The 25,398-nt window shown below is 68.2% G+C and carries 26 protein-coding genes and 1 pseudogene; 18 read left to right on the top strand and 9 right to left on the bottom strand.

Annotation, left to right across the window (positions count from 1 at the left end; translation table 11 throughout):
* Window positions 1–52 precede the first annotated feature (52 nt).
* From QCD70_RS08800 to QCD70_RS08770, 7 genes and pseudogenes are all read left to right on the top strand, one after another.
* Entirely contained in the window at window positions 53–394 is a 342-nt protein-coding gene (locus QCD70_RS08800) for a hypothetical protein (protein ID WP_301215162.1), read from the top strand.
* A gap of 41 nt (window positions 395–435) precedes the next feature.
* Entirely contained in the window at window positions 436–840 is a 405-nt protein-coding gene (locus tag QCD70_RS08795) for a TOBE domain-containing protein (RefSeq protein ID WP_301215160.1), read from the top strand.
* Window positions 837–1,649: a molybdate ABC transporter substrate-binding protein gene (gene modA, locus QCD70_RS08790; RefSeq protein WP_301215158.1), complete on the top strand. Its 813-nt coding sequence runs from the start codon at window positions 837–839 to the stop codon at window positions 1,647–1,649. The genes QCD70_RS08795 and modA overlap by 4 nt, the downstream gene beginning before the upstream one ends.
* Before the next feature lie 110 nt (window positions 1,650–1,759).
* Window positions 1,760–2,524, top strand: coding sequence for an ABC transporter permease (locus tag QCD70_RS08785; protein ID WP_301215305.1), 765 nt, complete (start codon window positions 1,760–1,762; stop codon window positions 2,522–2,524).
* Window positions 2,521–3,210 (top strand): annotated as a pseudogene (locus QCD70_RS08780) (sulfate/molybdate ABC transporter ATP-binding protein); the annotation flags it as partial. The gene QCD70_RS08785 and the pseudogene QCD70_RS08780, both read left to right, overlap by 4 nt.
* Before the next feature lie 144 nt (window positions 3,211–3,354).
* Window positions 3,355–4,440 carry a GTP 3',8-cyclase MoaA gene (gene moaA / locus QCD70_RS08775; protein WP_301215156.1) on the top strand — a complete coding sequence of 362 codons (1,086 nt, stop codon included), beginning with the start codon at window positions 3,355–3,357 and terminating at the stop codon, window positions 4,438–4,440.
* A gap of 1 nt (window position 4,441) precedes the next feature.
* Entirely contained in the window at window positions 4,442–4,681 is a 240-nt protein-coding gene (locus tag QCD70_RS08770; protein WP_367316708.1) for a MoaD/ThiS family protein, read from the top strand.
* 81 nt (window positions 4,682–4,762) lie between these two features.
* On the opposite strand, the gene QCD70_RS08765 is transcribed toward QCD70_RS08770, so the two are convergent.
* The 4 genes from QCD70_RS08765 to QCD70_RS08750 form a co-directional block, all read right to left on the bottom strand.
* On the bottom strand, window positions 4,763–5,335 hold the full coding sequence (locus QCD70_RS08765) for a DinB family protein (RefSeq protein ID WP_301215154.1): 573 nt from the start codon (window positions 5,333–5,335) through the stop codon (window positions 4,763–4,765).
* A gap of 8 nt (window positions 5,336–5,343) precedes the next feature.
* Window positions 5,344–5,742 carry a hypothetical protein gene (locus QCD70_RS08760; protein WP_301215153.1) on the bottom strand — a complete coding sequence of 133 codons (399 nt, stop codon included), beginning with the start codon at window positions 5,740–5,742 and terminating at the stop codon, window positions 5,344–5,346.
* Window positions 5,743–5,881: 139 nt separating this feature from the next.
* Window positions 5,882–6,916, bottom strand: coding sequence for a hypothetical protein (locus tag QCD70_RS08755; RefSeq protein WP_301215152.1), 1,035 nt, complete (start codon window positions 6,914–6,916; stop codon window positions 5,882–5,884).
* Between the two features lie 127 nt (window positions 6,917–7,043).
* On the bottom strand, window positions 7,044–8,312 hold the full coding sequence (locus QCD70_RS08750; protein WP_301215150.1) for a ThiF family adenylyltransferase: 1,269 nt from the start codon (window positions 8,310–8,312) through the stop codon (window positions 7,044–7,046).
* A gap of 86 nt (window positions 8,313–8,398) precedes the next feature.
* Between QCD70_RS08750 and QCD70_RS08745 the strand changes: the two genes are divergently transcribed.
* The 5 genes from QCD70_RS08745 (at window position 8,399) to ftsY (ending at window position 15,489) form a co-directional block, all read left to right on the top strand.
* Entirely contained in the window at window positions 8,399–9,277 is an 879-nt protein-coding gene (locus tag QCD70_RS08745; protein ID WP_301215148.1) for an endo alpha-1,4 polygalactosaminidase, read from the top strand.
* A gap of 79 nt (window positions 9,278–9,356) precedes the next feature.
* Entirely contained in the window at window positions 9,357–12,893 is a 3,537-nt protein-coding gene (smc, locus tag QCD70_RS08740) for a chromosome segregation protein SMC (protein ID WP_301215146.1), read from the top strand.
* 39 nt (window positions 12,894–12,932) lie between these two features.
* Window positions 12,933–13,595, top strand: a complete 663-nt coding sequence (gene lipB, locus QCD70_RS08735; RefSeq protein ID WP_301215144.1) for a lipoyl(octanoyl) transferase LipB — start codon at window positions 12,933–12,935, stop codon at window positions 13,593–13,595.
* Window positions 13,592–14,590 (top strand): lipoyl synthase, encoded by a 999-nt coding sequence (lipA, locus tag QCD70_RS08730; RefSeq protein WP_055931480.1) that lies wholly within the window; start codon window positions 13,592–13,594, stop codon window positions 14,588–14,590. The genes lipB and lipA overlap by 4 nt, the downstream gene beginning before the upstream one ends.
* 23 nt (window positions 14,591–14,613) lie before the next feature.
* A complete protein-coding gene (ftsY, locus tag QCD70_RS08725) occupies window positions 14,614–15,489 on the top strand; it encodes a signal recognition particle-docking protein FtsY (RefSeq protein WP_055931483.1) in 876 nt (291 codons plus the stop codon).
* Between the two features lie 4 nt (window positions 15,490–15,493).
* On the opposite strand, the gene QCD70_RS08720 is transcribed toward ftsY, so the two are convergent.
* Entirely contained in the window at window positions 15,494–16,369 is an 876-nt protein-coding gene (locus tag QCD70_RS08720) for an LLM class flavin-dependent oxidoreductase (protein WP_301215137.1), read from the bottom strand.
* Between the two features lie 79 nt (window positions 16,370–16,448).
* Between QCD70_RS08720 and QCD70_RS08715 the strand changes: the two genes are divergently transcribed.
* Complete coding sequence (locus QCD70_RS08715) at window positions 16,449–17,489, top strand: alcohol dehydrogenase catalytic domain-containing protein (RefSeq protein WP_301215135.1); 1,041 nt, start codon at window positions 16,449–16,451, stop codon at window positions 17,487–17,489.
* A 15-nt stretch (window positions 17,490–17,504) separates the two neighbouring features.
* Here QCD70_RS08715 and QCD70_RS08710 read toward each other — a convergent pair whose 3' ends face one another.
* The gene (locus QCD70_RS08710; protein ID WP_301215301.1) at window positions 17,505–18,842 is read right to left on the bottom strand and encodes an MFS transporter; all 1,338 of its coding nucleotides are present in this window, start codon (window positions 18,840–18,842) and stop codon (window positions 17,505–17,507) included.
* Between the two features lie 5 nt (window positions 18,843–18,847).
* On the bottom strand, window positions 18,848–19,279 hold the full coding sequence (locus tag QCD70_RS08705) for a MarR family winged helix-turn-helix transcriptional regulator (RefSeq protein WP_301215133.1): 432 nt from the start codon (window positions 19,277–19,279) through the stop codon (window positions 18,848–18,850).
* A 94-nt stretch (window positions 19,280–19,373) separates the two neighbouring features.
* On the opposite strand from QCD70_RS08705, the gene ffh reads away from it, so the two are divergent.
* Entirely contained in the window at window positions 19,374–20,945 is a 1,572-nt protein-coding gene (ffh, locus tag QCD70_RS08700) for a signal recognition particle protein (protein ID WP_055946799.1), read from the top strand.
* 89 nt (window positions 20,946–21,034) lie between these two features.
* Here ffh and QCD70_RS08695 read toward each other — a convergent pair whose 3' ends face one another.
* Entirely contained in the window at window positions 21,035–21,811 is a 777-nt protein-coding gene (locus QCD70_RS08695) for a M23 family metallopeptidase (protein ID WP_301215130.1), read from the bottom strand.
* A 74-nt stretch (window positions 21,812–21,885) separates the two neighbouring features.
* On the opposite strand from QCD70_RS08695, the gene QCD70_RS08690 reads away from it, so the two are divergent.
* Window positions 21,886–22,710 carry an LLM class F420-dependent oxidoreductase gene (locus QCD70_RS08690; RefSeq protein ID WP_301215128.1) on the top strand — a complete coding sequence of 275 codons (825 nt, stop codon included), beginning with the start codon at window positions 21,886–21,888 and terminating at the stop codon, window positions 22,708–22,710.
* Here the strand turns inward: QCD70_RS08690 and QCD70_RS08685 are convergent.
* Window positions 22,707–23,846, bottom strand: coding sequence for a glutamate--cysteine ligase (locus QCD70_RS08685; RefSeq protein WP_301215126.1), 1,140 nt, complete (start codon window positions 23,844–23,846; stop codon window positions 22,707–22,709). The genes QCD70_RS08690 and QCD70_RS08685 overlap by 4 nt on opposite strands.
* 247 nt (window positions 23,847–24,093) lie before the next feature.
* Here QCD70_RS08685 and rpsP point away from each other — a divergent pair, with 247 nt between their 5' ends.
* From rpsP to rimM, 3 genes are read left to right on the top strand one after another with little or no spacing between them, the layout of a single operon-like run.
* Entirely contained in the window at window positions 24,094–24,525 is a 432-nt protein-coding gene (gene rpsP / locus QCD70_RS08680) for a 30S ribosomal protein S16 (RefSeq protein ID WP_055946789.1), read from the top strand.
* Between the two features lie 2 nt (window positions 24,526–24,527).
* On the top strand, window positions 24,528–24,764 hold the full coding sequence (locus tag QCD70_RS08675) for an RNA-binding protein (protein ID WP_055931512.1): 237 nt from the start codon (window positions 24,528–24,530) through the stop codon (window positions 24,762–24,764).
* On the top strand, window positions 24,751–25,362 hold the full coding sequence (rimM, locus tag QCD70_RS08670) for a ribosome maturation factor RimM (RefSeq protein WP_301215299.1): 612 nt from the start codon (window positions 24,751–24,753) through the stop codon (window positions 25,360–25,362). Before QCD70_RS08675 ends, rimM begins: the two co-directional genes overlap by 14 nt.
* The last annotated feature ends 36 nt before the right edge of the window (window positions 25,363–25,398 follow it).

Below are 25,398 nucleotides of genomic sequence, written 5' to 3'. Positions count from 1 at the left end.
CGCCCGGCCAGCTCGACTCGCTCGCCGGTACGCAGTCAACGAGGAGTGTCGAATGTCGCCTGCAGCGCCCGTGACCGCTCACCCCCTGCCCGCTCCGTTGCGGGTCGCGACCATCGTGTTCACGGTGCTGGCCTCGATCGGGCTCGTGGTGGCGGTGGTCCTCGTCATCGCCACGCTTGTGGCGCTGGCTGACGCGAGCGAGGATGCGGCGTGGTATCTCGGTTTCTCGGTGATCGCATCCGTTCTGAATGTGGTCGCGGCGCTGGTCGCCCTCGTGCTCGGCATCGTCGGCCTGCGCCGAGTCAGAAATCGGGTCTCGGTCGTCGCGCTCCTGGTCGGGGCCGCAGTCCTCCTGGTGCTGGCGGCGCAGCTGATTATCGCGAACGCGGCGTAATGGGCGGAGATTGCCGTAAATGAGGAGATAGACTATTTTTTGTGACGCAGATACGGATTCGGGACGCCGCGCTCTTTCTCGGGGTCAGCGACGACACTGTCCGGCGCTGGATCGACAACGGTGTGCTCCAAGCATCCCTCGACGAGGCGGGGCGCAAGGTGGTCGACGGCGTCGACCTGGCACACCTGGCCCAGGAGCATGCGGCCAACCCCGTCGATCCCTCCGATATGAACAGCTCGGCGCGCAACCGCTTCGTCGGTCTCGTCACGCGCGTCACCAGCGACGTCGTGATGAGTCAGGTAGAGCTGCAGTGCGGGCCGCATCGGGTCGTCTCGCTCATGAGCACGGAGGCCGTGCGCGATCTCGACCTCAAGCCCGGATCCGTCGCCGTCGCCGTGATCAAGTCCACCAACGTCATCGTCGAAGCATCTCGGAGCACCTCATGAGCAAACGACCCCTTGTCGCGATACTCGCTCTGGCCGGGGTCGCGACGCTGCTGGCGGGGTGCGCGTCCCCTTCGACAGGCTCAGGGAACGGGTCGACCGAGGCAGGAAGCGAGACGAGCGCTACCCCCATCGTGGAGCAGACCCTCACCGTCTTCGCCGCAGCCTCGCTGAAAGACACGTTCACCGAACTGGCCACCGAGTTCGAGGACTCGCACCCCGGAGTGACCGTCTCGCTGAACTTCGCGGGCTCCGCCGACCTGGTGTCGCAGGTCACCGAGGGCGCGCCTGCCGACGTCGTGGCGTTCGCCGACGAGAAGAACATGGCGAAGCTCACCGACGCGGGCCTCATCGACGGCACGCCCGAGCTCTTCGCGAGCAACACCCTCGAGATCGCGGTTCCCCCGGGAAACCCCGAGGGCATCACCTCCTTCCAGGACCTGGCCAAGCCTGAGGCCAAGGTCGTCGTCTGCGCCGCGCAGGTTCCCTGCGGCTCCGCGACGGTGAAGATCGAAGAGGCCACCGGCATCACGCTCACCCCGGTGAGCGAGGAGTCCGCCGTGACCGACGTGCTCGGCAAGGTCTCGTCGGGCGAGGCGGATGCCGGACTCGTCTACGTGACAGACGTCGAGGCGGCGGGCGACACCGTCGAGGGAGTCACCTTCCCCGAGTCCTCCGGAGCCGTGAACAAGTACCCCATCGGCGTCGTCGCCGCGTCGACGCTGCCCGACCTCGCATCCGAATTCTCGACGCTCGTCACCTGCGCAGACGGGCAGAAGATCCTCGCCGCGGCGGGCTTCGCGAAACCCTAGTGTCCGAGACCGTCCGACGGCCGGAATCCCGGCAGCGCGAATCCCGGCAGCGCGAATCCCGGCAGCGCGCTTCCCGGCAGCGCGCATCCCGGCGCTCGACCCTCGGCGGCATCCCCGCCTGGGTCGCGGCCGTCGCCGTCGTCGGCGCCCTGCTCATCGTCGTGCCCATCGTGAGCCTGGCGACCCGCGTCGACTGGACCCACTTCGGCTCCCTCATCACGAGCGACTCGTCGATCGCGGCCCTCGCCCTGAGCCTGCGCACCTCGGTGGCGAGCACCGTGCTCTGCGTCGTCCTCGGCGTGCCCCTCGCTCTGGTGCTCGCACGCACGAGCTTTCCCGGCAAGCGCATCCTCCGGGCCCTGATCCTGCTGCCCCTCGTTCTGCCCCCGGTGGTGGGAGGCATCGCGCTGCTGGCGGCCTTCGGCCGGCGCGGTCTGCTGGGCGCGCCGCTCGAGGTGCTCGGCGTCACCATCGCGTTCTCGACCGTCGCCGTCGTGCTCGCGCAGACCTTCGTCGCCCTGCCGTTCCTCGTGCTCAGCCTCGAGGCCGCCCTGCGTGCGGCCGGATCCCGGTACGAGGCCGTCGCATCCACCCTGGGCGCGTCTCCCAGCACCGTCTTCCGCCGGGTGACCCTGCCCCTCGTCCTGCCCGGTCTGGTCACCGGGGCGGTGCTCGCGTTCGCTCGCGCTCTCGGCGAGTTCGGGGCGACGCTCACTTTCGCGGGCAGTCTCGAGGGTGTCACCCGCACCCTTCCGCTCGAGATCTACCTGCAGCGCGAGACCGATCCCGAGGCCGCGGTGGCGCTCGCCCTCGTGCTCGTGGTGGTGGCCGTGGTCGTGATGGTCGTCACGTACGGACGGCGGGAGATCCGATGAGCCTCGACGTTCGCGCGGTCGTGGAACCCGGCCGGCTCGACGTGAGCTTCACGCTCGGCGAGGGAGAGACCCTGGCTGTTCTCGGACCGAACGGCGCCGGCAAGTCGACCCTCCTCGACGTGCTGTCGGGCCTCGTGCGGCCCGATTCCGGCCACGTGCGCCTCGACGGCGCGACGCTCGTGTCGACGGGAGGCGAGGAGCGCGACCGCTGGGTGGCGCCTCACGCCCGCGGCGTCGCGCTCCTCGCGCAGGAGGCTCTTCTCTTCCCCCACCTCAGCGTGCGCGACAACGTCGCCTTCGGCCCTCGCAGCGCAGGGGCCGACCGGGCCGAGGCCCGACGCATCGCCGAGCGATGGCTTCGCCGGGTGGATGCCACGGGGCTGGCCGACCAGCGCCCGCGCCGGCTGTCGGGTGGCCAGGCCCAACGCGTCGCGGTGGCCAGGGCGCTCGCGACGGAGCCACGACTGCTGCTGCTCGACGAGCCGTTCGGCGCCCTGGACGCGGGTGTGGCCCCTGCGATGCGCCGCCTCCTGGCCGAGGTTCTCGCCGAGCGCGCGGTCGTGATCGTGACCCACGACCCCCTCGACGCGCTGGCGCTCGCCGACCGGGTGATCGTTCTCGACGAGGGTCGCATCGTCGAGGAGGGGCCCACGCGAGAGGTGCTCCTGAACCCTCGTACAGAATTCACGCGACTCCTCACCTTCGGGCTCGGCACGATCTGAGCGTCGTGTCTTCGACGAACGTCGCATCTTCGGCGAACCTCTGATCTTTCGCGAACTTCGGGGGCCGCCGCACGGTCCGCGTCGCCGCGAACGACGTAGGCTGGAGAAATGAGCATCACGCTCGGCATGCCGACGATCCCGATCCGCCTGGGCCAGCCCCAGGCATCCGATCGCCCTGCCGTGCTGGGCCTGCTCGACCGCTTCGGTCGCACGGCCACCGATCTGCGCATCTCGTTGACCGACAAGTGCAACCTGCGCTGCACTTATTGCATGCCGGCCGAGGGCCTGCCGTTCCTCGCCGGCCCCAAGCTGCTGACCCGCGAGGAGATCGCGCGGCTGGCGCGCATCGCGGTGGAATACCTCGGCGTGCGGCAGATCCGCTTCACCGGAGGCGAGCCGCTGCTGCGCAAAGACCTCGTCGAGATCATCGAGGACTGCGCGGCCCTCGAGCCGCGACCCGAGATCTCGCTGACCACCAACGCGATCGGACTCAAGAGTCGTGCCGCGGCGCTCGCCGCCGCAGGCCTCGACCGCGTCAACGTGTCGCTCGACTCCATCTGCGCCGAGACGTTCGCCACGATCACGCGGCGCCCGTTCCTCAACCGCGTGCTCGAGGGCATCGACGAGCTGCGCACCGTCGGGCTCGAGCGCACCAAGATCAACGCTGTTCTGATGCCGGGCATCAACGACGACCAGGGCGTCGAGCTGCTCGAGTGGGCGCTCGCGGGCGGACACCAGCTGCGCTTCATCGAGCAGATGCCGCTCGATGCCGACCACTCGTGGACGCGCGACTGCATGATCACGGCAGCGCAGATCCGCGAGAAGCTCGAGGTTCGCTACGTGCTCACGCCCGACGAGGCTCCGCGCGACGGCGCCCCGGCGGAGCTGTACCAGGTGCGAGAGAAGTCCGATCCGACCGGCGCGCTCCTCGGCATGGTCGGCATCATCGCCAGCGTCACCGAGAACTTCTGCGACGACTGCCGTCGCACGCGAGTCACCGCCGAGGGCGGTGTTCGCAGCTGCCTCTTCTCCGAGGGCGAGACCGACCTGCTCGGGTCGCTGCGCGGCGGGGCGACCGATTCCGACATCGCCGAACTCTGGCGCGCGGCGATGTGGGCGAAGCCGTCCGGCCATGGCATCAACGCCGCCGGATTCGAGCAGCCGGCTCGTTCCATGAGTGCGATCGGCGGCTGACGTGCAGGTGCAGGTGAGGTACTTCGCCGCGGCCAAGGCCGCCACGGGCGTGGCCGAGGAGACCAGGGGGATCGGCGAGGCGCAGACGATCGGCGCCCTGCTCGACGAACTCGGCGACGACCCGCGCGCGGTGTTCGCCCGCTGTTCGTTCATCCTCAACGAGGTCACCACCACCGACCGCGACATCGTCCTCCGCGACGGCGACCGCCTCGACGTGCTGCCCCCGTTCGCCGGAGGCTAGGCACCCGGCAGCCAGTAGTGCCCACTGCGGACGAGGGGTACCGGTGCGCCGGTGACTACTGTCCGCGCCGGTAACTACTGGCTAGGCTCGGCGGGCCTCTGCTTCGACTCGGGCGCGGTAGGCGGCCCACTCGTCGGGGGAGCGGCCGGGGATGTTTGGATCGCCGGAGCGCAGGCCCACTTCGCCGTCGATGGTCTCGCGCAGGATGTCGGCGTGTCCGGCATGCCGGGCCGTCTCCGCGATCATGTGCACGAGGATCTGATGCAGCGTCACCTGCCGCTTCTCGGGCTGCCACCAGGGAACCTCGCCGACGGCGTCAAGGCTCAGTGCCTCGATGGTGGCGTCGCTGTGCGCCGCGGAGTAGTGGTGGAACTCGACGATCTCGGCGCGCGACTCTGCGGCAGGAACCCACATGTCGGCATCCGGTTCGGCGTCGTCGGCAAGCCAGGGCACCACACGGTCGGCGGGCCGACCGAACGTCTCACCGAAGTAGCCCAGCTGAACACTCGCCACGTGCTTGACCAGGCCGAGCAGGTTCGTGGCCGTGGGTGTCAGCGGCCGGCGCGCGTCGTAGTCGCTGAGCCCCTCGACCTTCAGCAGCAGGCCGTCTCTGGCCCGCTTGAGGTATCCGTGCAGAATCGCCTTGTCGCGCATGAAACGCCTTACTGAAAGACGCTGCGGAGGATGAGGGTCCGGCCGTCGGCAGACAGGTGCACGGTGCTTCTGAACGTGTCTTTCGAGAAAGCGGTGTCGAGTTCGGGCGACGCGAGGTACTGGCCGTCCGGCAGCTGCTCGTCCAAGGGCGACTCCACCGTGGGTGGGGTCGTCGTCTCGATGGCTTTGTAGTCATCGAGAAGCCCTTGGTAGTCGGCTTCGGGAAGAGTGACGATCGCGTCGATCCAGTAGGTGGACGGTCCGGGTACCGAGTCGTCACCCATTCGCCCGGACATCCAGGTGGCCGACTCGGCGCCTTCCAGCAATTCGAAGCGGGAGGTGAGCGGTGCGAGGTCGGTTCGCAGTTCGCCGGTGCCGCCGCGCTGCATAGGGGTCTCTGTCGTCATCGGGCTCTCCGGGTTTCGTGAAGTCGAGTCGTGGGGGATGATCGCGCAGCCACCGAGCAAGAGTCCTGCAGCGGTCACCACGGCCGCTGCCATGCCGAACACGACTGTGGCGGGTCGGCGGGAGGGGGTCTGTGCGGCGTCAGCGTTCACTGGGCTTCTCCGGTTCCGAGATGTCAGCCGAGGTGGGGTCTCCGATGGTCCAGGTGACTGTCCGAGTCACAGATCCTGAGCTGTCGAATGGCTTCGCCCATCCGAGTTCCGTGAACCTGCCGTTCTCGTCATCGGGTTCACCGGACGCGATGTCGTTCTGCCCGGAGTTGAAGTTGTAGTGATCCTCGGCGTGCACCGTCACCGTCATCGTCACCTGGTCGCCAGAGACGGAGACATCCGCACTGCTCCACTGCTGGTAGCCGCCGATCGTCTTCGCCCAGTTCTCCGTCTCGGGGTACGCCGACGACGCCGTCGGTTCACCGGTGAACTGGAACGTATCGTGCCCGGATGCGATCAGCTCTTCGGCCGCCGCCTGAGCCCTGGTGATCTCGCCGTCGACGTTGCTGGCGATCGAGGAGTCCTCCCGAACCGCTTCCTCGTAGTCGAATTCGAGCGGATCGCCGTTGTTGTCCCAATAGTGCCCGTACGCGTCCATCGCATCGTCGAGATCGCGTTTCAGCACGCCTGCTCCCGCGAGCATGGCCTTCCATTTCGCTGCAGACGCGTAGTCTCCTGGGCCCGGGTCCTTGGAGTCGTACTCGAAGTCTTCGTCCCACGGAATGTCGGGTCGTGAGGGCGGCCCCACGGTGTACTGTCCATCGGCTGTCGTCGACGGGGTCCCATCCGATCCCGGGGTTCCCGATCCCGGGCTGAACGATGCCGGCGTCGCGCCGTGGGGCGAGCTCGAATCCGACCCGCCTCCGCTCGTCTCGTCCTGCTCGTCGGCGTTGCGCTGCACGGTCTCGTTCGCCGCGGCGAGCAGCACGCTCGCACTCTGGAGTCCCGGCGCGAGCTTGCTGTGCCAGAGGGCAGTGAAGTCCGCGCCATCGGGGCCGACCCATGCCGACTGTCCTACGGTCACCGACAGCGAGGCGCGAATGCCGGAGAGCTGCTCACCGCCCTGGGCCAGGGTGCGTGCGAGGCGTCGAAGCTCGGCGACGTCCGCGCCAACGAATCCAGACATTCCGACCCCTTCTCCTCGCCCTAGGATTCCTGTGACTCTACGCACCCGAGCGGAGAAGGTCGATGGGGACAACTCCCCACAGCGACGTTCCGGTCGGGCCGGTCACCCGCGACCGATGAGTGCCGACTCAGTACCGCGCCTTCTCCGGCTCCACCTCGGCGACCCACGCGTCGACGCCGCCACCGAGGTCGGAGATGTTCGACCAGCCGTTCTGCGCCATGTAGTCGCGGGCCTGTCCTGAGCGGCCATCGTGGTGGCAGTAGAGGATCACGCGGTCGTCCTGCGGCATCTTCTCGCGCGCCTCGTCGCTGAGCAGCTGGCTCATCGGGATCAGCTCGGAGCCCTCGATGTGCACGATGTCGCGTTCCCACGGCTCGCGTACGTCGACCAGTACGAAGCTCTGCTCGCCGCGCTCGCGGGCGTCGAGCAGGGCTTTCAGCTGGGTGGGCGTCATACGCTCGGCGGTCGGTTCGGGCAGGGCGGTGGATGCGTCGGGCTGGGTCACGGGGGTGCCTTTCGTTTGGTCGGTCGCGGGGGATTCCGGGGGTGTCGGGGTGGTGTCCGGCGAGAGCTCCGAAGCGGACGACGGGGCCGCCGCACGCTCGCGGGGAGCCGAGTCGCGAGCGGCCGGGCCGAAGCGGATCTCGCGCCACGTCGCATCCAGACCGTCGTGCACGAGCAGCCGGCCCAGCAGCAGTTCGCCGAAGCCGAGCAGCAGTTTGATGGTCTCGGTCGCCATAACCGAGCCGATCGACGCGCAGATCGAGCCGAGCACTCCCGCGGTGGCGCAGGTCTCGCCCTCGACGGCCGGGGGCTCCTCGGCGAACAGGTCGCGCACGGTGACACCCGTGCCGAGCGAGGCCGGAGGTGCGGCCCAGAACACTGTCGCCTGGCCATCGAATCGCAGAACCGACCCCCACACGTAGGGCTTGCCGAGCAGCTTGGCCGCGTCGTGGGCCAGGTAGCGGGTCTCGAAGTTGTCGGTGCCGTCGACGATCACGTCGTAATCGGCCACGAGGGCGAGCACGTTCGCGCTCGTCACTCGGACGGCCAGCGGGAGGACGTCGACCAGAGGGTTCAGCTCGGTGAGGGCCGATGCCGCCGCCTCGGCCTTGCGCCGGCCCACATCGGACGTGCCGAACAGTGTCTGGCGTTGCAGGTTGGAGGGCTCGACCGTGTCGGAGTCGACGACACCGACGGTTCCGACGCCCGCCGCCACGAGAGAGGTGAGGATGGGCGATCCGAGCCCGCCCGCACCGAGCACGAGCACGCGCGAGGCCTTGAGCCGGCGCTGGCCGTCCATGCCGATCTGCGGGAGCGTGAGCTGCCGGGCGTAGCGGCTGAGTTCGGCCGGTGTCAGCGCGGGGCCGGGGGAGACGAGCGGGGGATGAGCCATTCCGGCGGGAGTCCTATCGGATCGATGCCCCGGTGCGACCGGGAGCGAGCAGACGCTTCAAGCGTACGCCGCCTAGCATGAGCGATATGCAGGCAAGGATCTCGACGGCGTTGGCCGCAGGCGCAGCGACCGTCGCGATCCTCGGCCTTCTCGCGGCGTGCACCACGGATGCGCGAGACGGCGAGCAGACGTCGCCCACGCCGAGCGACTCGTGGACGGTGACAGAAGACGACGTCACCCTCCCGCCCTTCGGCGAACCGGCCGACTACCAGCTCGGAGGCAGCTACGACGTCGACTCCGACGTGAAGATCGTCACTCGCGACAGCACGTCCGAGCCGGCCGAGGGCGTGTACTCCATCTGCTACGTCAACGGGTTCCAGTCGCAGCCCGGCGACGACGAGCGCTGGGTCGTCGACAATCCCGACCTCGTGCTGCGAGACGACGACGGCGCGGCGATCATCGACCCGAACTGGCCCGACGAGTTCATCCTCGACACCTCGACTCCCGAGAAGAGGCAGCGCATCTCGCGCATGATCGGGGCATCGATCGAGGCGTGCGCCGACAGCGGGTTCGACGCGGTCGAGATCGACAACCTCGACACCTACTCGCGCAGCGAGGGCCGGTTGAGCATCGACGACAACCTCGCACTCGCGAAGCTCTTCGCCGAACGGGCCCACGGGCACGCCATGGCGATCGGTCAGAAGAACTCCGCCGAACTGGGAGATCGCGGCCGCAGTGCCGCGAACTTCGACTTCGCCGTCACCGAGGAGTGCTTCCGATTCGAGGAGTGCGGCGCCTACGAAGACGTCTACGGCGACGCCGTCATCGACATCGAATACACCGACGATCTGCCTGTGCCGTTCGACGAGGTGTGCGCCTCCGACGACCGGCCCGCCACGACCATCCTGCGCGACCGCGACCTGGTCGAGAAGGGCGAGCCCGACTACGTGTTCGAGCATTGTTGACGAGCCTCGCCCGCGCAGCGGCGCGGGTTCGGTACCGTAGAGCAACCACTGGCAGCCAGAACGAAGCGGAGGGTCCCGGGTGTATCTCAAGAGCCTGACCCTCAAGGGCTTCAAGTCGTTCGCGCACCCCACCACGTTCGCCTTCGAGACGGGCGTGACCTGCGTCGTCGGTCCGAACGGATCCGGCAAGAGCAACGTCGTCGACGCTCTTGCCTGGGTCATGGGCGAGCAGGGCGCGAAGACCCTGCGCGGCGGCAAGATGGAGGACGTGATCTTCGCCGGCACGGCGACCAAGGGTCCGCTCGGCCGGGCCGAGGTCATCCTCACGATCGACAACAGCGACGGCGCCCTGCCGATCGACTATTCCGAGGTCACGATCAGCCGCACCCTGTTCCGCAACGGGGGAAGCGAATACGCGATCAACGGCGAGGGCTGCCGCCTGCTCGACGTTCAAGAACTGCTGAGCGACTCCGGGCTCGGCCGCGAGATGCACGTGATCGTGGGCCAGGGCCAGCTCGATGCCGTGCTGCACGCCACCCCTGAGGGGCGGCGCGGCTTCATCGAGGAGGCGGCCGGAATCCTCAAGCACCGACGCCGCAAAGAGAAGACGCAGCGCAAGCTCGAGGCCATGCAGGCGAACCTCACGAGGCTCAGCGACCTCGCGGGCGAGATCAGGCGCCAGCTCAAACCCCTGGGTCGCCAGGCCGAGATCGCGAAAGAGGCCCAGTCGATCGCCATGATCGTGCGGGACGCCCGGGCCCGGCTGCTCGCCGACGAGGTCGTGACCCTGCGTACAGCCCTCGCCGACCACGGGCGCTCCGAGAACGAGCGCCGCACCGAGCGCATCGTGCTGCAGGAGCGCCTGGAGCAGAACCAGTTGCGTGTCGCCCGCATCGAGGGTGCTCAGGTGGGCGACGCCGTCGACATCGCCCGCCGCACCAGCTTCGGCCTCGAATCGGTGCAGGAGCGCCTGCGCGGCCTCTACACCCTGGCCAACCAGCGGCTCGCGCTGCTGGGTTCGGATGCCGAGGGCGCGGCCACAGGGCCCACGGTCACACCGCAGATGGTCGCCGACGCGGTCGACGAGATCGCTCGGCTTCGCGGCCAGGTCGCCGCGGCCGAACTGGCTCTGGTGGCGGCGCAGGCCGGCTCCGTGTCGGCGCGCTCGGCCCTCGACTCCGTCGACGAGGAGATCGCCGCGCAGAGCGCCCTCGTCTCGAAGCACGACCTCGAGATCTCGAAGCTGCAGGGCCAGGTCGACACGGCGAACTCCCGACTCGCGGCCGTGCGCGGCGAGGTGCTGCGTCAGACGAACGCGCTCGAGGCCGCGACCGCCCGTCGCGAGTCCGCGCAGGCCGAGTTCGCTCTGCTCGAAGCCGAGGCCGCCGTCTCGGGAACCTCGGAGACCGATCTCGACGAGGCCTACGAATTCGCGCAGGCCCGGCTCTTCGAGGCCGAGGCCGAGATCGAGACCCTGCGCGAGACCCTCCACGGCCACGAGCGTGAACGCGACGCGCTCGCCGCTCGCACGAGCGCATTGACGCTGGCGCTCGACCAGAAAGACGGCACCAGCGACCTGATCGCCGCGAAGGTTCCGGGCGTGCTCGGGCTCGTGGCCGACAACGTCACGGTCGATCCGGGCTTCGAGGCGGCCATCGCGGCGGCCCTCGGAACGCTCGCCGATGCCGTTCTCGCCGAGTCGCTCGACGCGGCGCGCACGGCCATCGACCTGGCGCACGGCGACGAGCTCGGCCGGGTCGAGATCGTCGTGGCCGACGCCGACGCGCACGAGTCTCCCCTCGCATCCGACATCGCCGGCGCGACCGCCGCCGTCGACGTGATCGCGGCCCCTGCCGGTGTGCTGGGCCTGCTCGCCCGAACGCTGATCGTCGACGACCTCGCGACGGCCCGCGAGGTGTGGCCGTCGGTGGCGCACCAGGCGGGCGTCACCCTCATCACCCGCTCGGGCGACGTTCTCACCGAGTATGTTCTGCGCGGCGGCTCCGGAGCCAAGCGCAGCCGGATCGAGCTGAGGGCCGAGCGCGACACCGCATCGGTGAGCCTCGACGAGACGGTCTCGCTGATCGAGAGGGCGAAGTTCGCGCTCGCCGAGCAGCGGGGCATCGTGCAGGTCGCGAAAGAGCAATCGGCGAACGCGCTTGCCGCCCTTCGGGAGTTCGATTCCGCTCTCGCGGCGCAGACAGAGAAGCTGGCCCGGCTGAAGGCCCAGCTCGACGCCTCGACCGGAGAGTTCGATCGTCTCGGCACCGCCCTGGCGGCGTCGGAGGAGACCGTGGCCCAGGCAGAGCGTGCGGCCGCGACGGCGAAAGACGAGCTCGAGACCGCGCAATCCCGCCCGCGCCCGATGCTCGACGTGAGCCAGCGCGACACTCTGTACGCAGAACTCGAGGGGGCGAGGGAGCGCGAGGTCGAGGCGCGACTGCAGCTCGAGACCGCTCGCGAGCGGGTGCGCGCCGAGGAGGCGAGGCGCGTCGCGCTCGAGAAGCAGGTCGAGGCGGACAGGGCCGCGGCCGAGGAGGCGGCGAGGCGCGCGGTCATTCGGCGCCGCCAGATCGACGCCGCCACCGACGTGGTGCAGTCCCTGCCGGCCGTGCTCACCTCGGTCGACGCATCGGTGGCCGAGGCTCGTCTCGAACAGGCGCGGGCGGAGGCCGAGAGGGCGGAGCAGAACCAGGAGCTGCTGGCCCTGCGCCGCGACGAGGCGGCCCTGCGCGAGCGGCTGCAGGCGATCACAGAGAACGTGCACGGTCTCGAGCTGCAGATCTACGAGAAGAAGCTGCACCTGTCGAGCGTGCTGGAGCGGGTCGGCAGCGAGCTGGGTCTCGTCGAAGACGTGCTGGTCGCCGAGTACGGCCCCGACCAGCTCATCCCCGATCCGGATGCCGATCCGCACCCCGAGCCTGTGGAGGGGCAGCCCACGGGCATCCCGTTCGACCGGGCCGCGCAGCAGGCCCGACTCGCCAAGGCTGAGCGCACCCTCGCCGAGCTGGGCCGGGTCAACCCGCTCGCGCTCGAGGAGTTCGACGCGCTCGAGCAGCGGCACAAGTTCCTCACGGAGCAGCTCACCGACCTCACGAAGACCCGAGCAGACCTGTTGACGATCATCGACGAGATCGACGTGAAGATGCAGGTGATCTTCGACGAGGCGTTCACCGACACGAAGGCCGCATTCCACGAGGTGTTCCCTATCCTGTTCCCGGGCGGAACAGGCAGCATCAGCCTCACCGATCCCTCGAACCTGCTGACGACCGGCATCGAGGTCTCGGTCAAGCCGGCGGGCAAGAAGATCGAGCGGCTGTCGCTGCTGTCGGGCGGCGAACGATCGCTCGCCGCGGTCGCACTGCTGATCGCGATCTTCAAGGCCCGTCCGAGCCCGTTCTACATCATGGACGAGGTCGAGGCGGCGCTCGACGATGCCAACCTGGGCCGGCTCCTCACGATCTTCGAAGACCTGCGGCAGACGAGCCAGCTCATCGTGATCACGCACCAGAAGCGCACCATGGAGATCGCCGACGCCCTCTATGGCGTCTCGATGCGGCAGGACGGCGTCTCGGCCGTGGTCGGCCAGCGAGTGGGCGAGAACCAGTCGGCATGATTAATTGGACCGCGTCCATTAAATAGTTAGACTGCCGGAATGACTCAGCTTCTTCTGGCCGGTTTCGGTGTCGATGCCGTGGAATATGCCGATGGATGGGCGCTCCAGCGGGGCATCCACGAGCGCGTCGTCGCGGGCGACGCGCCCGACACGGTGATACTGCTCGAACACCAGTCGGTCTTCACCGCGGGGCGACGAACGGATGCCTCGGAACGGCCCATCGACGGAACTCCCGTGATCGATGTCGATCGCGGAGGCAAGATCACGTGGCACGGCCCTGGACAGCTGGTGGGCTATCCCATCCTGAGACTCGCCGAGCCCATCGATGTCGTGGGCTACGTGCGCCGGCTCGAGGGGCTGCTCATCGACGTCCTGATCGAACTCGGAGTCGACTGTGGTCGGGTCGAGGGGCGGTCCGGGGTGTGGGTCTCGAAGAACGGCGCCGATCTCAAGATCGCGGCCATCGGCATCCGCATCGCCCACGGAGTGACCATGCACGGATTCGCCCTGAACTGCAGCAACAGCCTCGAGCCGTACGCGCGGATCGTGGCGTGCGGCATCCGGGATGCCGGGGTGACCACGGTGAGCGAGTGTCTCGGTCGTGTCGTCACACCCGAGGAGGTCGCGCCGCTCGTCTCCGACCGGTTCGTCGACTCGGCGGCGCTCGCGGGCTTCGCATCATCGTTGGGGGTCGCCGCGTGAGCGCCGTGCCCGAAGGGCGCAAGCTGCTTCGCCTCGAGATCCGCAACGCCGAGACGCCGATCGAGAAGAAGCCCGAGTGGATCAAGACGAAGGCCCGTTTCGGCCCTGAGTATCGTGCCCTGCAGAACCTCGTGAAAGACGAGGGACTGCACACGGTCTGCCAGGAGGCCGGCTGCCCCAACATCTTCGAGTGCTGGGAGGACAGGGAGGCGACCTTCCTCATCGGGGGCTCGCAGTGCACGCGCCGGTGCGACTTCTGCCAGATCGACACCGGCAAGCCCGCCGACTACGACACGGACGAGCCTCGGCGCGTGGCCGAATCCGTCGAGAAGATGAATCTGCGCTACGCGACCGTCACAGGAGTCGCCCGCGACGACCTGCCCGACGAGGGTGCGTGGCTGCACGCAGAGACCGTGCGGGAGATCCATCGGCGCAACCCGGGCACCGGCGTCGAGATCCTCGCCACCGACTTCTCGGGCAACAGCGAGCTGCTCGCCGAGGTCTTCTCGTCGAGGCCCGAGGTCTTCGCCCACAACGTCGAGACTGTTCCGCGCATCTTCAAGCGCATCCGCCCTGCCTTCCGCTATGAGCGCTCGCTCGACGTGCTCACGCAGGCAAGAGCGGCGGGCCTCATCACCAAGTCGAACCTCATCCTCGGCATGGGGGAGGAGCCGGCCGAAGTGAGCCAGGCGCTGCGCGACCTGCACGATGCCGGCACCGACATCATCACGCTCACGCAGTACCTGCGACCGAGCCCTCGCCACCTGCCCGTGTCGCGCTGGGTCAAGCCGGAGGAGTTCGTGGCGTTCAAGCAGGAGGCCGAGGAGATCGGCTTCCTCGGGGTGCTCGCCGGTCCGCTGGTGCGCTCGAGCTACAGGGCTGGCCGCCTGTGGGCCCAGTCGATGGCCCGCAAGGGTTTCGAGCTGCCAGAAAGGCTCGCTCACCTCGCCGCCGAGGCCGAGCGCTCGGACGGCTTCGTGCAGGCCGTCGGCTAGGGGCGCGCCGGTAGTCTTGTCGCATGGCTGAACGCACCCCCTGGTCTCTGTCCGGCGCCCTCCGAGGCATGTTCACCAAGCCCACGATCGACGCGAACACGTGGGAGGACCTCGAAGACGCACTCTTGAAGGCCGACTTCGGCCCCGACGTCACCGACTCCGTCGTCGGCGACCTGCGGGCCAAGGTCGATCGCTTCAAGACGACCGATCCCAAAGACCTGCAGCGCATGCTCCGCGAGACCATGGAGGAGCGGCTGTCGCGGCTCGACACGACGCTGCATCTGTCGGAACGCCCCGCCATCGTGCTCGTCGTCGGCGTCAACGGCGTCGGCAAGACCACGACCATCGGCAAGTTCGCGAAGTTCCTCGCCACCTACGGCCGCTCGGTCGTGATCGGCGCCGCCGACACCTTCCGCGCAGCCGCCGTCGAACAGGTGGCCACGTGGGCAGAACGGGCGGGCGCCGCCATCGTCCGTCCGCAGCACGAGGGGCAGGATCCGGCTTCGGTGGCGTTCCAGACCATCGAGTACGCCAAGCTGCACGGCACGGAGATCGTGGTCATCGACACGGCCGGCCGCCTGCAGACCAAGGGCGGTCTGATGGACGAGCTCGGCAAGATCCGCCGGGTCATCGAGAAGCAGGCCCCCGTGGCCGAGGTGCTGCTCGTGCTCGACGCGACCACCGGCCAGAACGGGCTCGCCCAGGCCGAGGCGTTCATTCAGCATGCCGGCGTGACGGGACTGGTTCTCACCAAGCTCGACGGGTCTGCGAAGGCCGGCTTCGTGCTGGCCGTGCAGGAGAAGACGGGCATTCCCATCAAGCTCATCGGACAGGGCGAAGGCATCAACGACCTCACCGGCTTCACGCCGCACGTCTTCGCGCAGAATCTCGTCGGCTAGCCGCCTAGAAGCGCGAGGCCACCTGGTAGAGAACCTCTTCGTCGCCTGCGTAGATGCCCTCGGCCCGCGGCCAGTGCGAGATTACATCGGTGAACCCGAGCTGTGCCGCTCGCCCCACCATGTCGTCGAACGCACCGACGCTCTCGAGCGAGAACTGGCCGCCCGAGTCGAGTGACAGGTAGCGGTCGATGGATGCCGGGTCGCGGCCCGCCTTGTCGGCCGCGTCGTCGAGACGGCCGACCAGGGTCGTGACCGCCGACCACCACTCCTCGCCCGTGGCGCCGTCTTTGCCCGTGGTGACCCAGCCCTGGCCCTGCTCGGCCACGAGCGCAAGGCCCTTGGGGCCGTTGGCGGCGAGCACGAACGGAACTCGCGGCTGCTGCGCGGGGATGCCGACCATGCGCGCATCGACGGCCGTGTACCACTCGCCGTCGAAGCCGATGCCCCGGTCATTGTCGCCCTCGTGTCGCAGCAGCTCGTCGAGCAGCGTCACGAACTCGGCGAAGCGCGCGTGGCGTTCGCGGGGCGTGTACTCGCGCTGGCCGAGAACGAATGCGTCGAACCCCGTGCCGCCGGAGCCGATGCCCAGAAGGAACCGGCCACCCGAGATGTCGTCGACCGTGGCGACCTCTTTGGCGAACGGCACCGGATGCCGGAAGTTCGGCGACGAGACGAAGGTGCCCAGGCGGATGGTCTCGGTGACGACGGCCGCCGCGGTGAGCGTGGGAATGGTGGCGTTCCACGGTTCGTCGGCGAGGGATCGCCAGGAGAGGTGATCGTACGTCCACGCGTGGTCGAACCCGAGCCCTTCTGCCGACTGCCATTTTCGGCGGGCGATCGACCAGGGGTCTTGGGGCAGGATGACGATTCCGTGGCGCATGAGTCCGAGTTTAGAGACTGCCTCCGACGGCCATCGAGAACGGTATCGTCGGAGACGTTCCACCAGAGGGAAGAGGCTCATGCGCGCTGTTGTATTCACCGAGTTCGGCGGTGTCCCCGAGCTCCGAGAGGTGCCTGACCCGGTTCCCTCCGCCGCGGGAGTCGTCGTCAGGGTAGAGACGACGGGAGTGTGTCGCAGCGACGCCCATGGGTGGCTCGGCCACGATGATGGAATCGCCCTGCCTCACGTGCCCGGGCACGAACTCGTCGGCCGCATCGCCGCCGTGGGGCCGGAGGTCACGAACTTCCGAGTGGGAGAGCGGGTGACGGTTCCCTTCGTCTCGGCCTGCGGGACATGCCCCGAATGCGCCGACGGAAACGGCCAGGTCTGCCGCAATCAGACCCAGCCCGGGTTCACGCACTGGGGGTCTTTCGCCGAGCTCGTCGCGCTGCACAACGCCGACATCAATCTCATCCGGGTTCCCGACGGGCTCGACTCGGGTGCTGCGGCGCTCCTCGGCTGCCGTTTCGCGACCGCCTATCGAGGACTCGTGCACCGGGCACGGCTCCAGCGCGGCGAGCGACTGCTCGTCGTGGGCTGCGGCGGCGTAGGGCTGAGCGCGGCGATGATCGGCGTCGCTCTCGGCGCCGAGGTGATCGCCGTCGATATCGATCCCGTCGCGCTCGACCGGGCGTCATCGCTCGGAGTTGCAAACACGATCGACTCGTCCGGCCTCTCGGAGTCGGAGATCCTCGATGCGATCGCATCCGTGGCGCCAGCGGGCGTGCAGGTGTCCGTCGAGGCCCTGGGTCGGCAGGCGACGATGCGGCTCAGCGTGCTCGCCCTCGCGCCCCTGGGCAGGCAGGTGCAGATCGGCCTGTTCTCGGCAGAGCCGGTGGTGCCGCTGCCGACGATCATCGCCAAGGAACTGTCGCTGCACGGCAGCCACGGCATGCCGGCGACGGACTACCCGGCGCTCCTCGACCTCGTGCTGAGCGGCGCCCTCGACCCCGCGCGCCTCATCGAGCATCGCATCCCGTTGGTCGATGCGCCGGCCGCGCTCCAGGCCATCGCAGCGGGAGATCGGTCATCGGGAGTCACCGTCGTCGACATCGCGTGACGCGGCGGGCCGCACTCAGGTGCGGCGCGCATCCGCCTCATCGAGAGCCAGATCCTCTTCGAACTCCTCCGTCGTCTCGGGCGACCGACGCGGCACATAGGGCCGACCGTCGTGGCTCACGACGAACCTCGGATGCGCCGCGCCGTCGTAGTGCAGCCGCAGGTGCCGGAAGACGATGAGCCAGCCGAGCCCGATCGCGGCCGCGACGAGACCAGAAGCGGCGGCGACACCGATGGCCCAGCGTGGGCCGAACGTGTTGGCGACCCAGCCGACGACGGGGGCGCCGAGGGGTGTGCCTCCCATGAAGACGGCCATGTAGAGCGCCATCACCCGCCCGCGCATCTCGGGAGCGGTTGTCGTCTGCACGGTGCCGTTCGCTGTGGTCATCAGCGTCTGGGCCGAGAGGCCCACGAAGACGAGCACGGCCGCGAACCCCCAATAGCTGGGCATCACCGCTGCGACGAGACAGCTCACCCCGAAGGCGGCGGCGGCCACGAAGGTGAGCCGGAGCCGCGGCCTGTCCCTGCGTGCAGACAGGAGGGCGCCCGCGACGGAGCCGATCGCCATCACCGACGAGAGCAGCCCGAATGCCTCGGCCCCACGGCCGAATTCGACGCTCGCCATCGTCGAGGTGAAGATGGCGAAGTTGAGGCCGAAGGTGCCGATGATGAAGACGATCACGAAGATCATCAGCAGGTCCGGCCGTGAGCGCACGTAGCGGAACCCCTCCAGCAGCTGGCCCCGACCCTGCGGCGCGCGCTTGGTCGCCCGCAGCTGATCGACCCTGATGAACGCGAGCGACGCGAGAACAGCGCCGAACGTCACCGCGTTCAGCAGGAACACCCAACCGGCGCCGATCGCGGCCACGAGGATGCCGGCGACGGCGGGCCCGATCATGCGGGCCGCGTTGAACGACGCGGAGTTGAGGGCAACGGCGTTCGAGAGGTTCGATCCGCCGACCAGCTCGGAGACGAACGTCTGCCGCACGGGCGCGTCGATCGCCGAGGCGATGCCGAGCAGCAGGGCGAACAGGTAGACGTGCCAGAGCTGTGCGACGCCCGTCACGACGATGAGACCGAGCCCCAGCCCCAAGACACCCATGGATGCTTGGGTCACCATCAGCGTGCGCCGCCTGTCGAGACGGTCGGCTATCAGGCCGGACCAGGGAACCAGGAGCAGCTGCGGGCCGAGCTGCAGCGCCATCACGATGCCGACCGCCGCCGCGTCGTGGTTCGTCAGCTCGGTGAGAACGATCCAGTCCTGGGCGGTGCGCTGCATCCAGGTGCCCACGTTGGAGACGAGAGCCCCGGCGAACCAGATGCGGTAGTTGACGCTCGAGAGCGAGCGGAACATCGCGCTCACGGAGCCACGATCGTTCTCAGAATGACCGTCGCCTCCTCGAGCACGCGTCGTTCGGCGGGGGTGAGCGCGGAGAGTCGCGAGTGCAGCCACGCATCGCGCCGGCGCCTCGTCTCCTTCACGACCGCGACGCCGCTCTCGGTGGCCGTGACGAACACCTTGCGGCCGTCCGAGGCATCCGGCGTTCGTGAGACGAGGCCGGCCGTCTCGAGAACGTTGAGCGTGCGGTTCATCGACGGGGGAGTGACGTGCTCCCATACGCTGAGCTCGTTCGGGGTGTGGGGGCCCGTGCGCACGAGGTAGGCGAGCACGCTGAACTGCGAGTCGCCGAGATCGATGTCGGCACGCTCGTTGCGCAGCCTGCGAGAGAGGTGCATCGTGACGCCGCGCAGCTCCGAGCTGAGGGCGGGAAGCGAAAGAGGTGGAGCCATATCGTTAGCCTAACTCATTAGCTAGGCTAACGACCCGCCGATCGCCGAGCCTGTCGAGACGCCCCCTGCGGCGGGCAGGTAAACTTGCCTCACCATGGCTACTTTCGGAAACCTGTCTGACCGGCTCGCAGAGACCTTCAAGAACCTTCGCACCAAGGGCAAGCTCAGCCCCGCCGATGTCGACGCGACCGTGCGCGAGATCCGGCGCGCCCTGCTCGACGCCGACGTCGCGCTCGAGGTCGTCAAGGACTTCACCGGCAAGGTGCGCGAGCGCGCCCTGGGCGACGAGGTCAACAAGGCGCTCAACCCGGCGCAGCAGGTCGTGCAGATCGTCAACGAAGAACTGGTGGCGATCCTCGGTGGCGAAGCCCGTCGCATCCAGTTCGCGAAGAAGCCGCCGACCGTCATCATGCTCGCCGGTCTCCAGGGAGCCGGAAAGACCACGCTGGCGGGCAAGCTCGCCAAGTGGCTCGCGAAGGACAACCACACCCCGCTGCTGGTCGCCGCCGACCTCCAGCGCCCCAACGCCGTCAACCAGCTGCAGGTCGTCGCGGGCCAGGCGGGCGTCGCCGTGTTCGCGCCCGAGCCTGGCAACGGAACCGGCAACCCGGTGAAGGTCGCGAAGGACTCGATCAAGTTCGCCATCGACAAGCAGTACGACGTGGTCATCGTCGACACCGCCGGCCGTCTCGGTGTCGACGCCGACATGATGAAGCAGGCCGCAGACATCCGCAAGGCCGTCGACCCCGACGAGGTGCTGTTCGTCATCGACGCCATGATCGGTCAAGACGCGGTCGCCACGGCCAAGGCCTTCCAGGACGGAGTCGACTTCACCGGCGTCGTGCTCACCAAGCTCGACGGCGATGCTCGCGGTGGAGCCGCACTCTCGGTCGCCTCCGTCACCGGCCGCCCGATCATCTTCGCGTCGACGGGCGAGTCGCTCGACGACTTCGAGCCCTTCTACCCCGACCGCATGGCGAGCCGCATCCTCGACCTCGGTGACATCCTCACCCTCATCGAGCAGGCCCAGTCGGCCTTCGACGAGGGCGAGGCCATGAAGATGGCCGAGAAGTTCGCCACCGACACCTTCACCCTCGAAGACTTCCTGTCGCAGATGCAGCAGCTCCGCGGGGCAGGCTCCATCAAGAAGATGATGGGCATGCTCCCCGGCATGGGCGGCATGAAGCAGCAGCTCGAGAACTTCGACGAGCGCGAGATCGTGCGTACCGAGGCCATCATCCAGTCGATGACCAAGGCCGAGCGGCAGAACTCGAAGCTGCTCAACGGCTCGCGTCGCGTGCGTATCGCCAAGGGATCCGGCATGACGGTCACCGATGTGAACCAGCTCGTGCAGCGCTTCGAACAGGCCGCCAAGATGATGAAGACCGTCGCCAAGGGCGGCATGCCGAACATCCCCGGAATGGGCCCGGTCCCCGGCGCCCACGGCGGACGCAAGCAGGTCGCCAAGAAGAAGGGCTCGAAGTCGGGCAACCCGGCCAAGCGCGCGGCCGAAGACGCGGCGCGTGCCGCGGGCATCAAGCCGGATGCGGCGCCCGTCACCGCAGGCGGCTCCGGCTTCGGTCTGGGGCTGGGCAAGGGCAAGGGTGCGCCCGGTGCGCCGAGCGAAGAAGAACTGGCCTCGCTGCAGAAGTTCCTGGGCCGCTAGGCGGCGTTCCCTGAGCTTGTCGAAGGGGGCGTCTCGACAAGCTCGACGAACTGGCCTGCCGTTCCCTGAGCCTGCCGAAGGGGCCGCGCTCAGTAGCTGGCGTTCGCCTCGAGGTACGGGATCGGGTCGAATCGCACGCCGTCGGCGAAGAACAGCTCGAAGTGGCAGTGCTCGACGCTCGCGTTGCCCGTGTCGCCGGTGAGACCGATCACGGTTCCGGCGGTGACCTCCTGGCCGACCGTCACGGTCACCGAGCCGTCCTGGAAGTGCATGTACATGCTGCAGAGACGCTGGCCGCCGACCATGGTGGCGATGGCCACGTAGTTGCCTGCCGAGCCGTTGTAGCCCGACGCGGTGACGATGCCGTCGCCGATCGCCTGGATCGGGGTGCCGTCGCCGGCGAGCATGTCGACGCCGTCGTGCATGCCCTCGGCGCGGGGACCGAATCCGTCGCCGATCTTCACGGGGTGGTCGTAGGGCCAGGTGAGCCGGGTCGTCTCGGCGGGGGCGTCCCGCTGGCAGCCCCAGCCTCCGGGGCTTCCGCCCGTCGACGCCGCGACGGCCTTCGCCACGGGCGTCGGTGTCGGCGTGGGGGTGGGCGTGTTCACGGTGTAGCCGTCGCGCAGCACGCTGGCGTCGGCGGCGGAGGCATCGACCGAGAGCGACTGGTCCGCTGACTGCGGGCCGCCCGTCGCTCCGGTCATTCCGAACGACGAACCGGGGCCGAAGGCGGCGGCGGGAAGCGATGTGGCGACGGCCAGGGCCCCGACGAACAGCAGGGCCGCAGGGGGGAGAAACCGGGAGGCGAGGTTGCGATGGGTGCGCTGAGGGCGCACGTTCGCAGACTTCGGCTCTATCGACTTCACCTGTTCATTGTGAGGTGCGATGTCCTATGCCGCAAGGTGAGTGTGCGATCACGACGGATAAGTAGGCTCTGATCATGACGACACACTCTTCGCGCCCCGTGCGCATCGGCATCCAGATCGCACCCCAGCACTCCGACTACACGACCATCCGCGACACTCTGCGACAGCTCGAGGAGCTCGGCGTCGACATCGCCTTCAACTGGGACCACTTCTACCCCCTGTCGGGCGACCCGGCGGGTCTGCACTTCGAAGGCTGGAGCATGCTCGCCGCCTGGGCCGAGCAGACATCGACGATCGAGTTCGGACCGCTCGTCACGTGCAACAGCTACCGCAACCCCGACCTGCTCGCCGACATGGCCCGTACCGTCGACCACATCAGCGCCAAGACCCCCGGTGCCGAGGGCCGGCTCGTGTTCGGCATCGGCTCGGGCTGGTTCGAGCGCGACTACGACGAGTACGGCTACGAGTTCGGCACCGTGGGCCAGAGACTGGATGCGCTGGGCGAGGCGCTCCCGCGCATCGAGGCGCGCTGGGGCGTGCTCAACCCGGCTCCCACCCGCAGGATCCCCGTGCTGATCGGCGGCGGTGGCGAGAAGAAGACCCTCAAGCTCGTCGCGAAGCACGCCACGATCTGGCACAGCTTCTCCGATGTGCCGACCCTGCAGCACAAGCTCGAGGTCCTGAAGGGGCACGCCTCAGACGTGGGCCGCGACGTGTCCGAGATCGAGATCTCCAACGACGTCAAGCTGACGGGTGCCTTCGGCTCCTCCGACGCGGCCGTGCTCGACGAGAAGGCCGAGGTGGGCGTCACGCTCTTCACCCTCGGCATCACCGGACCGTCGATCGACCTCGGACCGGTGAAGGATCTGCTCGCCTGGCGCGACGAGAAGAACGCCTAGGCCTTGCCGAGGCCGTGGCGCAGCTCGCGAGTCAGCGACGCGACCACGGCCTTGAGGCTTCCGCCGTTCTCTTCGGCGACCCGCAGCTGGCGCTGATAGCTGGCGCCGTGTTCGAGAATGAGGTTCACCTGGGCCAGTTGGTCGACGCAGTCGAGCTGCTCGGCGATCGGCGCGAGTGTGACCAGCAGCTCTCGCACGTCGTCGGTGACCAATTTCTCGGCGCCGTGCGCATCCACGATGATCTCGGCGTCGAGGCCGTAGCGCGCAGCGCGCCATTTGTTCTCGCGCACGTACCAGGGCTGCAGGGTCGGGAGGGTCTCGCCCGCATCGAGCCGCTGCGACATGTGCTCGACCAGGCACTGGATGAGGGCGGCGACCGCTCCGATCTCCTCGGGGCTCGACAGGCCGTCGCAGGCGCGCATCTCGATCGTCCCCCACTGGGGCGAGGGGCGGATGTCCCAGCGCACCTCGGTGTGGTCGTCGACGATGCCCGTCACCTTCATGTCGTCGACGTACGACTCGTATTCGCTCCACTCGGAGAACTGGTAGGGGAGACCCGCGGTGGGCAGTTGCTGGAACATGAGGGCGCGGTTCGATGCGTAGCCGGTGTTCTCGCCCGCCCAGAACGGGCTCGACGCCGACAGTGCCTGCAGGTGCGGGTAGTAGTTGAGGAGGCCGTTCAGCAGGGGGAGCACCTTGTCGCGGCTCTCCACGCCGACGTGCACATGGATGCCCCAGATCATCATGTTGCGACCCCACCACTGGGTGCGGTCGATGAGCTTGTGGTACCGCTCCTTGTCGGTGACCTGCTGGTCGAACCACTGCGCGAACGGATGGGTTCCCGCGCACATGAGCTCGACGTCGAGCGGGTCGGTGATGGCGCGCACCTCGGCGAGTTGTCCCTGGAGGTCGTCGACGGCATCCGACACCCGCGTGTGCACGCCCGTGACGAGCTCGACGGTGTTGAGCAGCAGCTCTTCGGTGATGCGCGGATGGGCCTCGCCGTCGGGGCCGCGAAGCGACTGGAGCACCTCGCCGGCCACGTTGACGAGATCGCCGGAACTCTGCTCGACGAGGGCGATCTCCCATTCGATGCCGAGCGTCGAGCGTTCTGAGTGAGCGAACGAGATCTCCATGAGCGGCTCCGATCGATAGCAGCGGGTCGCCTCATCCTGACAGACTGGGCCGATCGCACCTTCGAATTACGCGCGCAGGGCGAATATCTGACAGAATGATCTGTCGAGTCTGCCCGCCCGACCCTCTAATCAGGTTGCGGCAGAACCCTCGAGAACTTTTTACGCCGAGTGTGCACCCCACGCTCACGGCTGCCAGTTCACCCACATTTAGGCCCAGCAGGGCCGAGAGAAAAACCTAGGAAGAATTGTGGCTGTAAAGATCCGTCTGAAGCGCATGGGCAAGATCCGTGCACCGTACTACCGCATCGTCGTTGCCGACTCGCGCACCAAGCGCGACGGTCGTGTCATCGAGGAGATCGGCCAGTACCACCCCACCGAGGAACCGTCGGTCATCAAGATCGAGTCCGAGCGTGCCCTCTACTGGCTCGGCGTCGGCGCACAGCCGACCGAGCAGGTCGCCGCGCTCCTGAAGCTCACGGGCGACTGGGGCAAGTTCAAGGGCGACAAGGACGCGGTCTCGACCGTTCGCGTCAAGGAGCCCAAGGAGGCGTTCGTCGCCGACGAGAAGAAGAAGCCTGTTCTGAAGCCCAAGGCCGAGGTCAAGGTCGAGGCTCCTGCCCCCGCCGAAGAGGCGCCGGCCGCCGACGAGGCTCCCGAGGCCGAAGCAGAGAAGGCCTAGCCTTGCTCGCTCCTGCTCTCGAGCACCTGGTCAAGGGCATCGTCGACAAACCTGCCGACGTGCATGTCATTGCGAAGAGCTCTCCGCGCGGCGAGGTCCTCGAGGTGCGCGTGCACCCCGACGACCTCGGCCGCGTGATCGGTCGTGCGGGTCGCACGGCCAAGGCTCTCCGCACACTCGTCGCCGCGCTCGCTGATGGCAAGCGCGTTCGTGTAGACGTGGTGGATACCGATTTCTAAGAACGAGACGCAGCAACTCCGGGTTGGTCGCCTCCTGAAGGCCCACGGGCTCAAGGGAGCGATCAAGCTGGAGCTCTTCACCGACGACCCGGCACGACGCTTCGTGCCGGGCGCGGTGTTCACCCTCCAGGTTCCCACCGGCTCGCCGTGGCACGGAAAGACCCTCGAGCTCATCGAGCTCAAGTGGTTCAACAGCCACGCCGTCGGCTTCTTCAAGGGCGTGCCCGACCGCACGGCCGCCGAGGGGCTGGTCAAGGCGATCCTCTGGATCGACCAGGACTCCGACGAGCAGTCGGCCGAAGAAGACGCCTGGTTCGACCACCAGCTCGTCGGCCTCGACGTCATCCGCGACGGCGAGAAGATCGGCGTCGTGCGCCAGGTCAACCACATGCCGGCGCAAGACCTGCTGGTCATCGAACAGGCATCCGGCGAGGTGCTGGTTCCGTTCGTCAAGGCGATCGTTCCGGCGGTCGACATCGCCGCGGGCACGATGACCATCACACCGCCTCCGGGCCTCCTCGAGGAACTCCCGGAGTCCGACGACGACGAGCAGGCTCCGACTGCGGAGTCCCCGGCCGAGGAAACTCCGGCCGAGTAGGCCCTTCACCCGAACGGGCGGAGATTTCGTTCCACC

Origin of the sequence: Agreia sp. PsM10 (assembly GCF_030433855.1) — a bacterium.
GTDB lineage: Bacteria > Actinomycetota > Actinomycetes > Actinomycetales > Microbacteriaceae > Agreia.
This window is presented reverse-complemented; position numbering and strand designations above follow the sequence as displayed.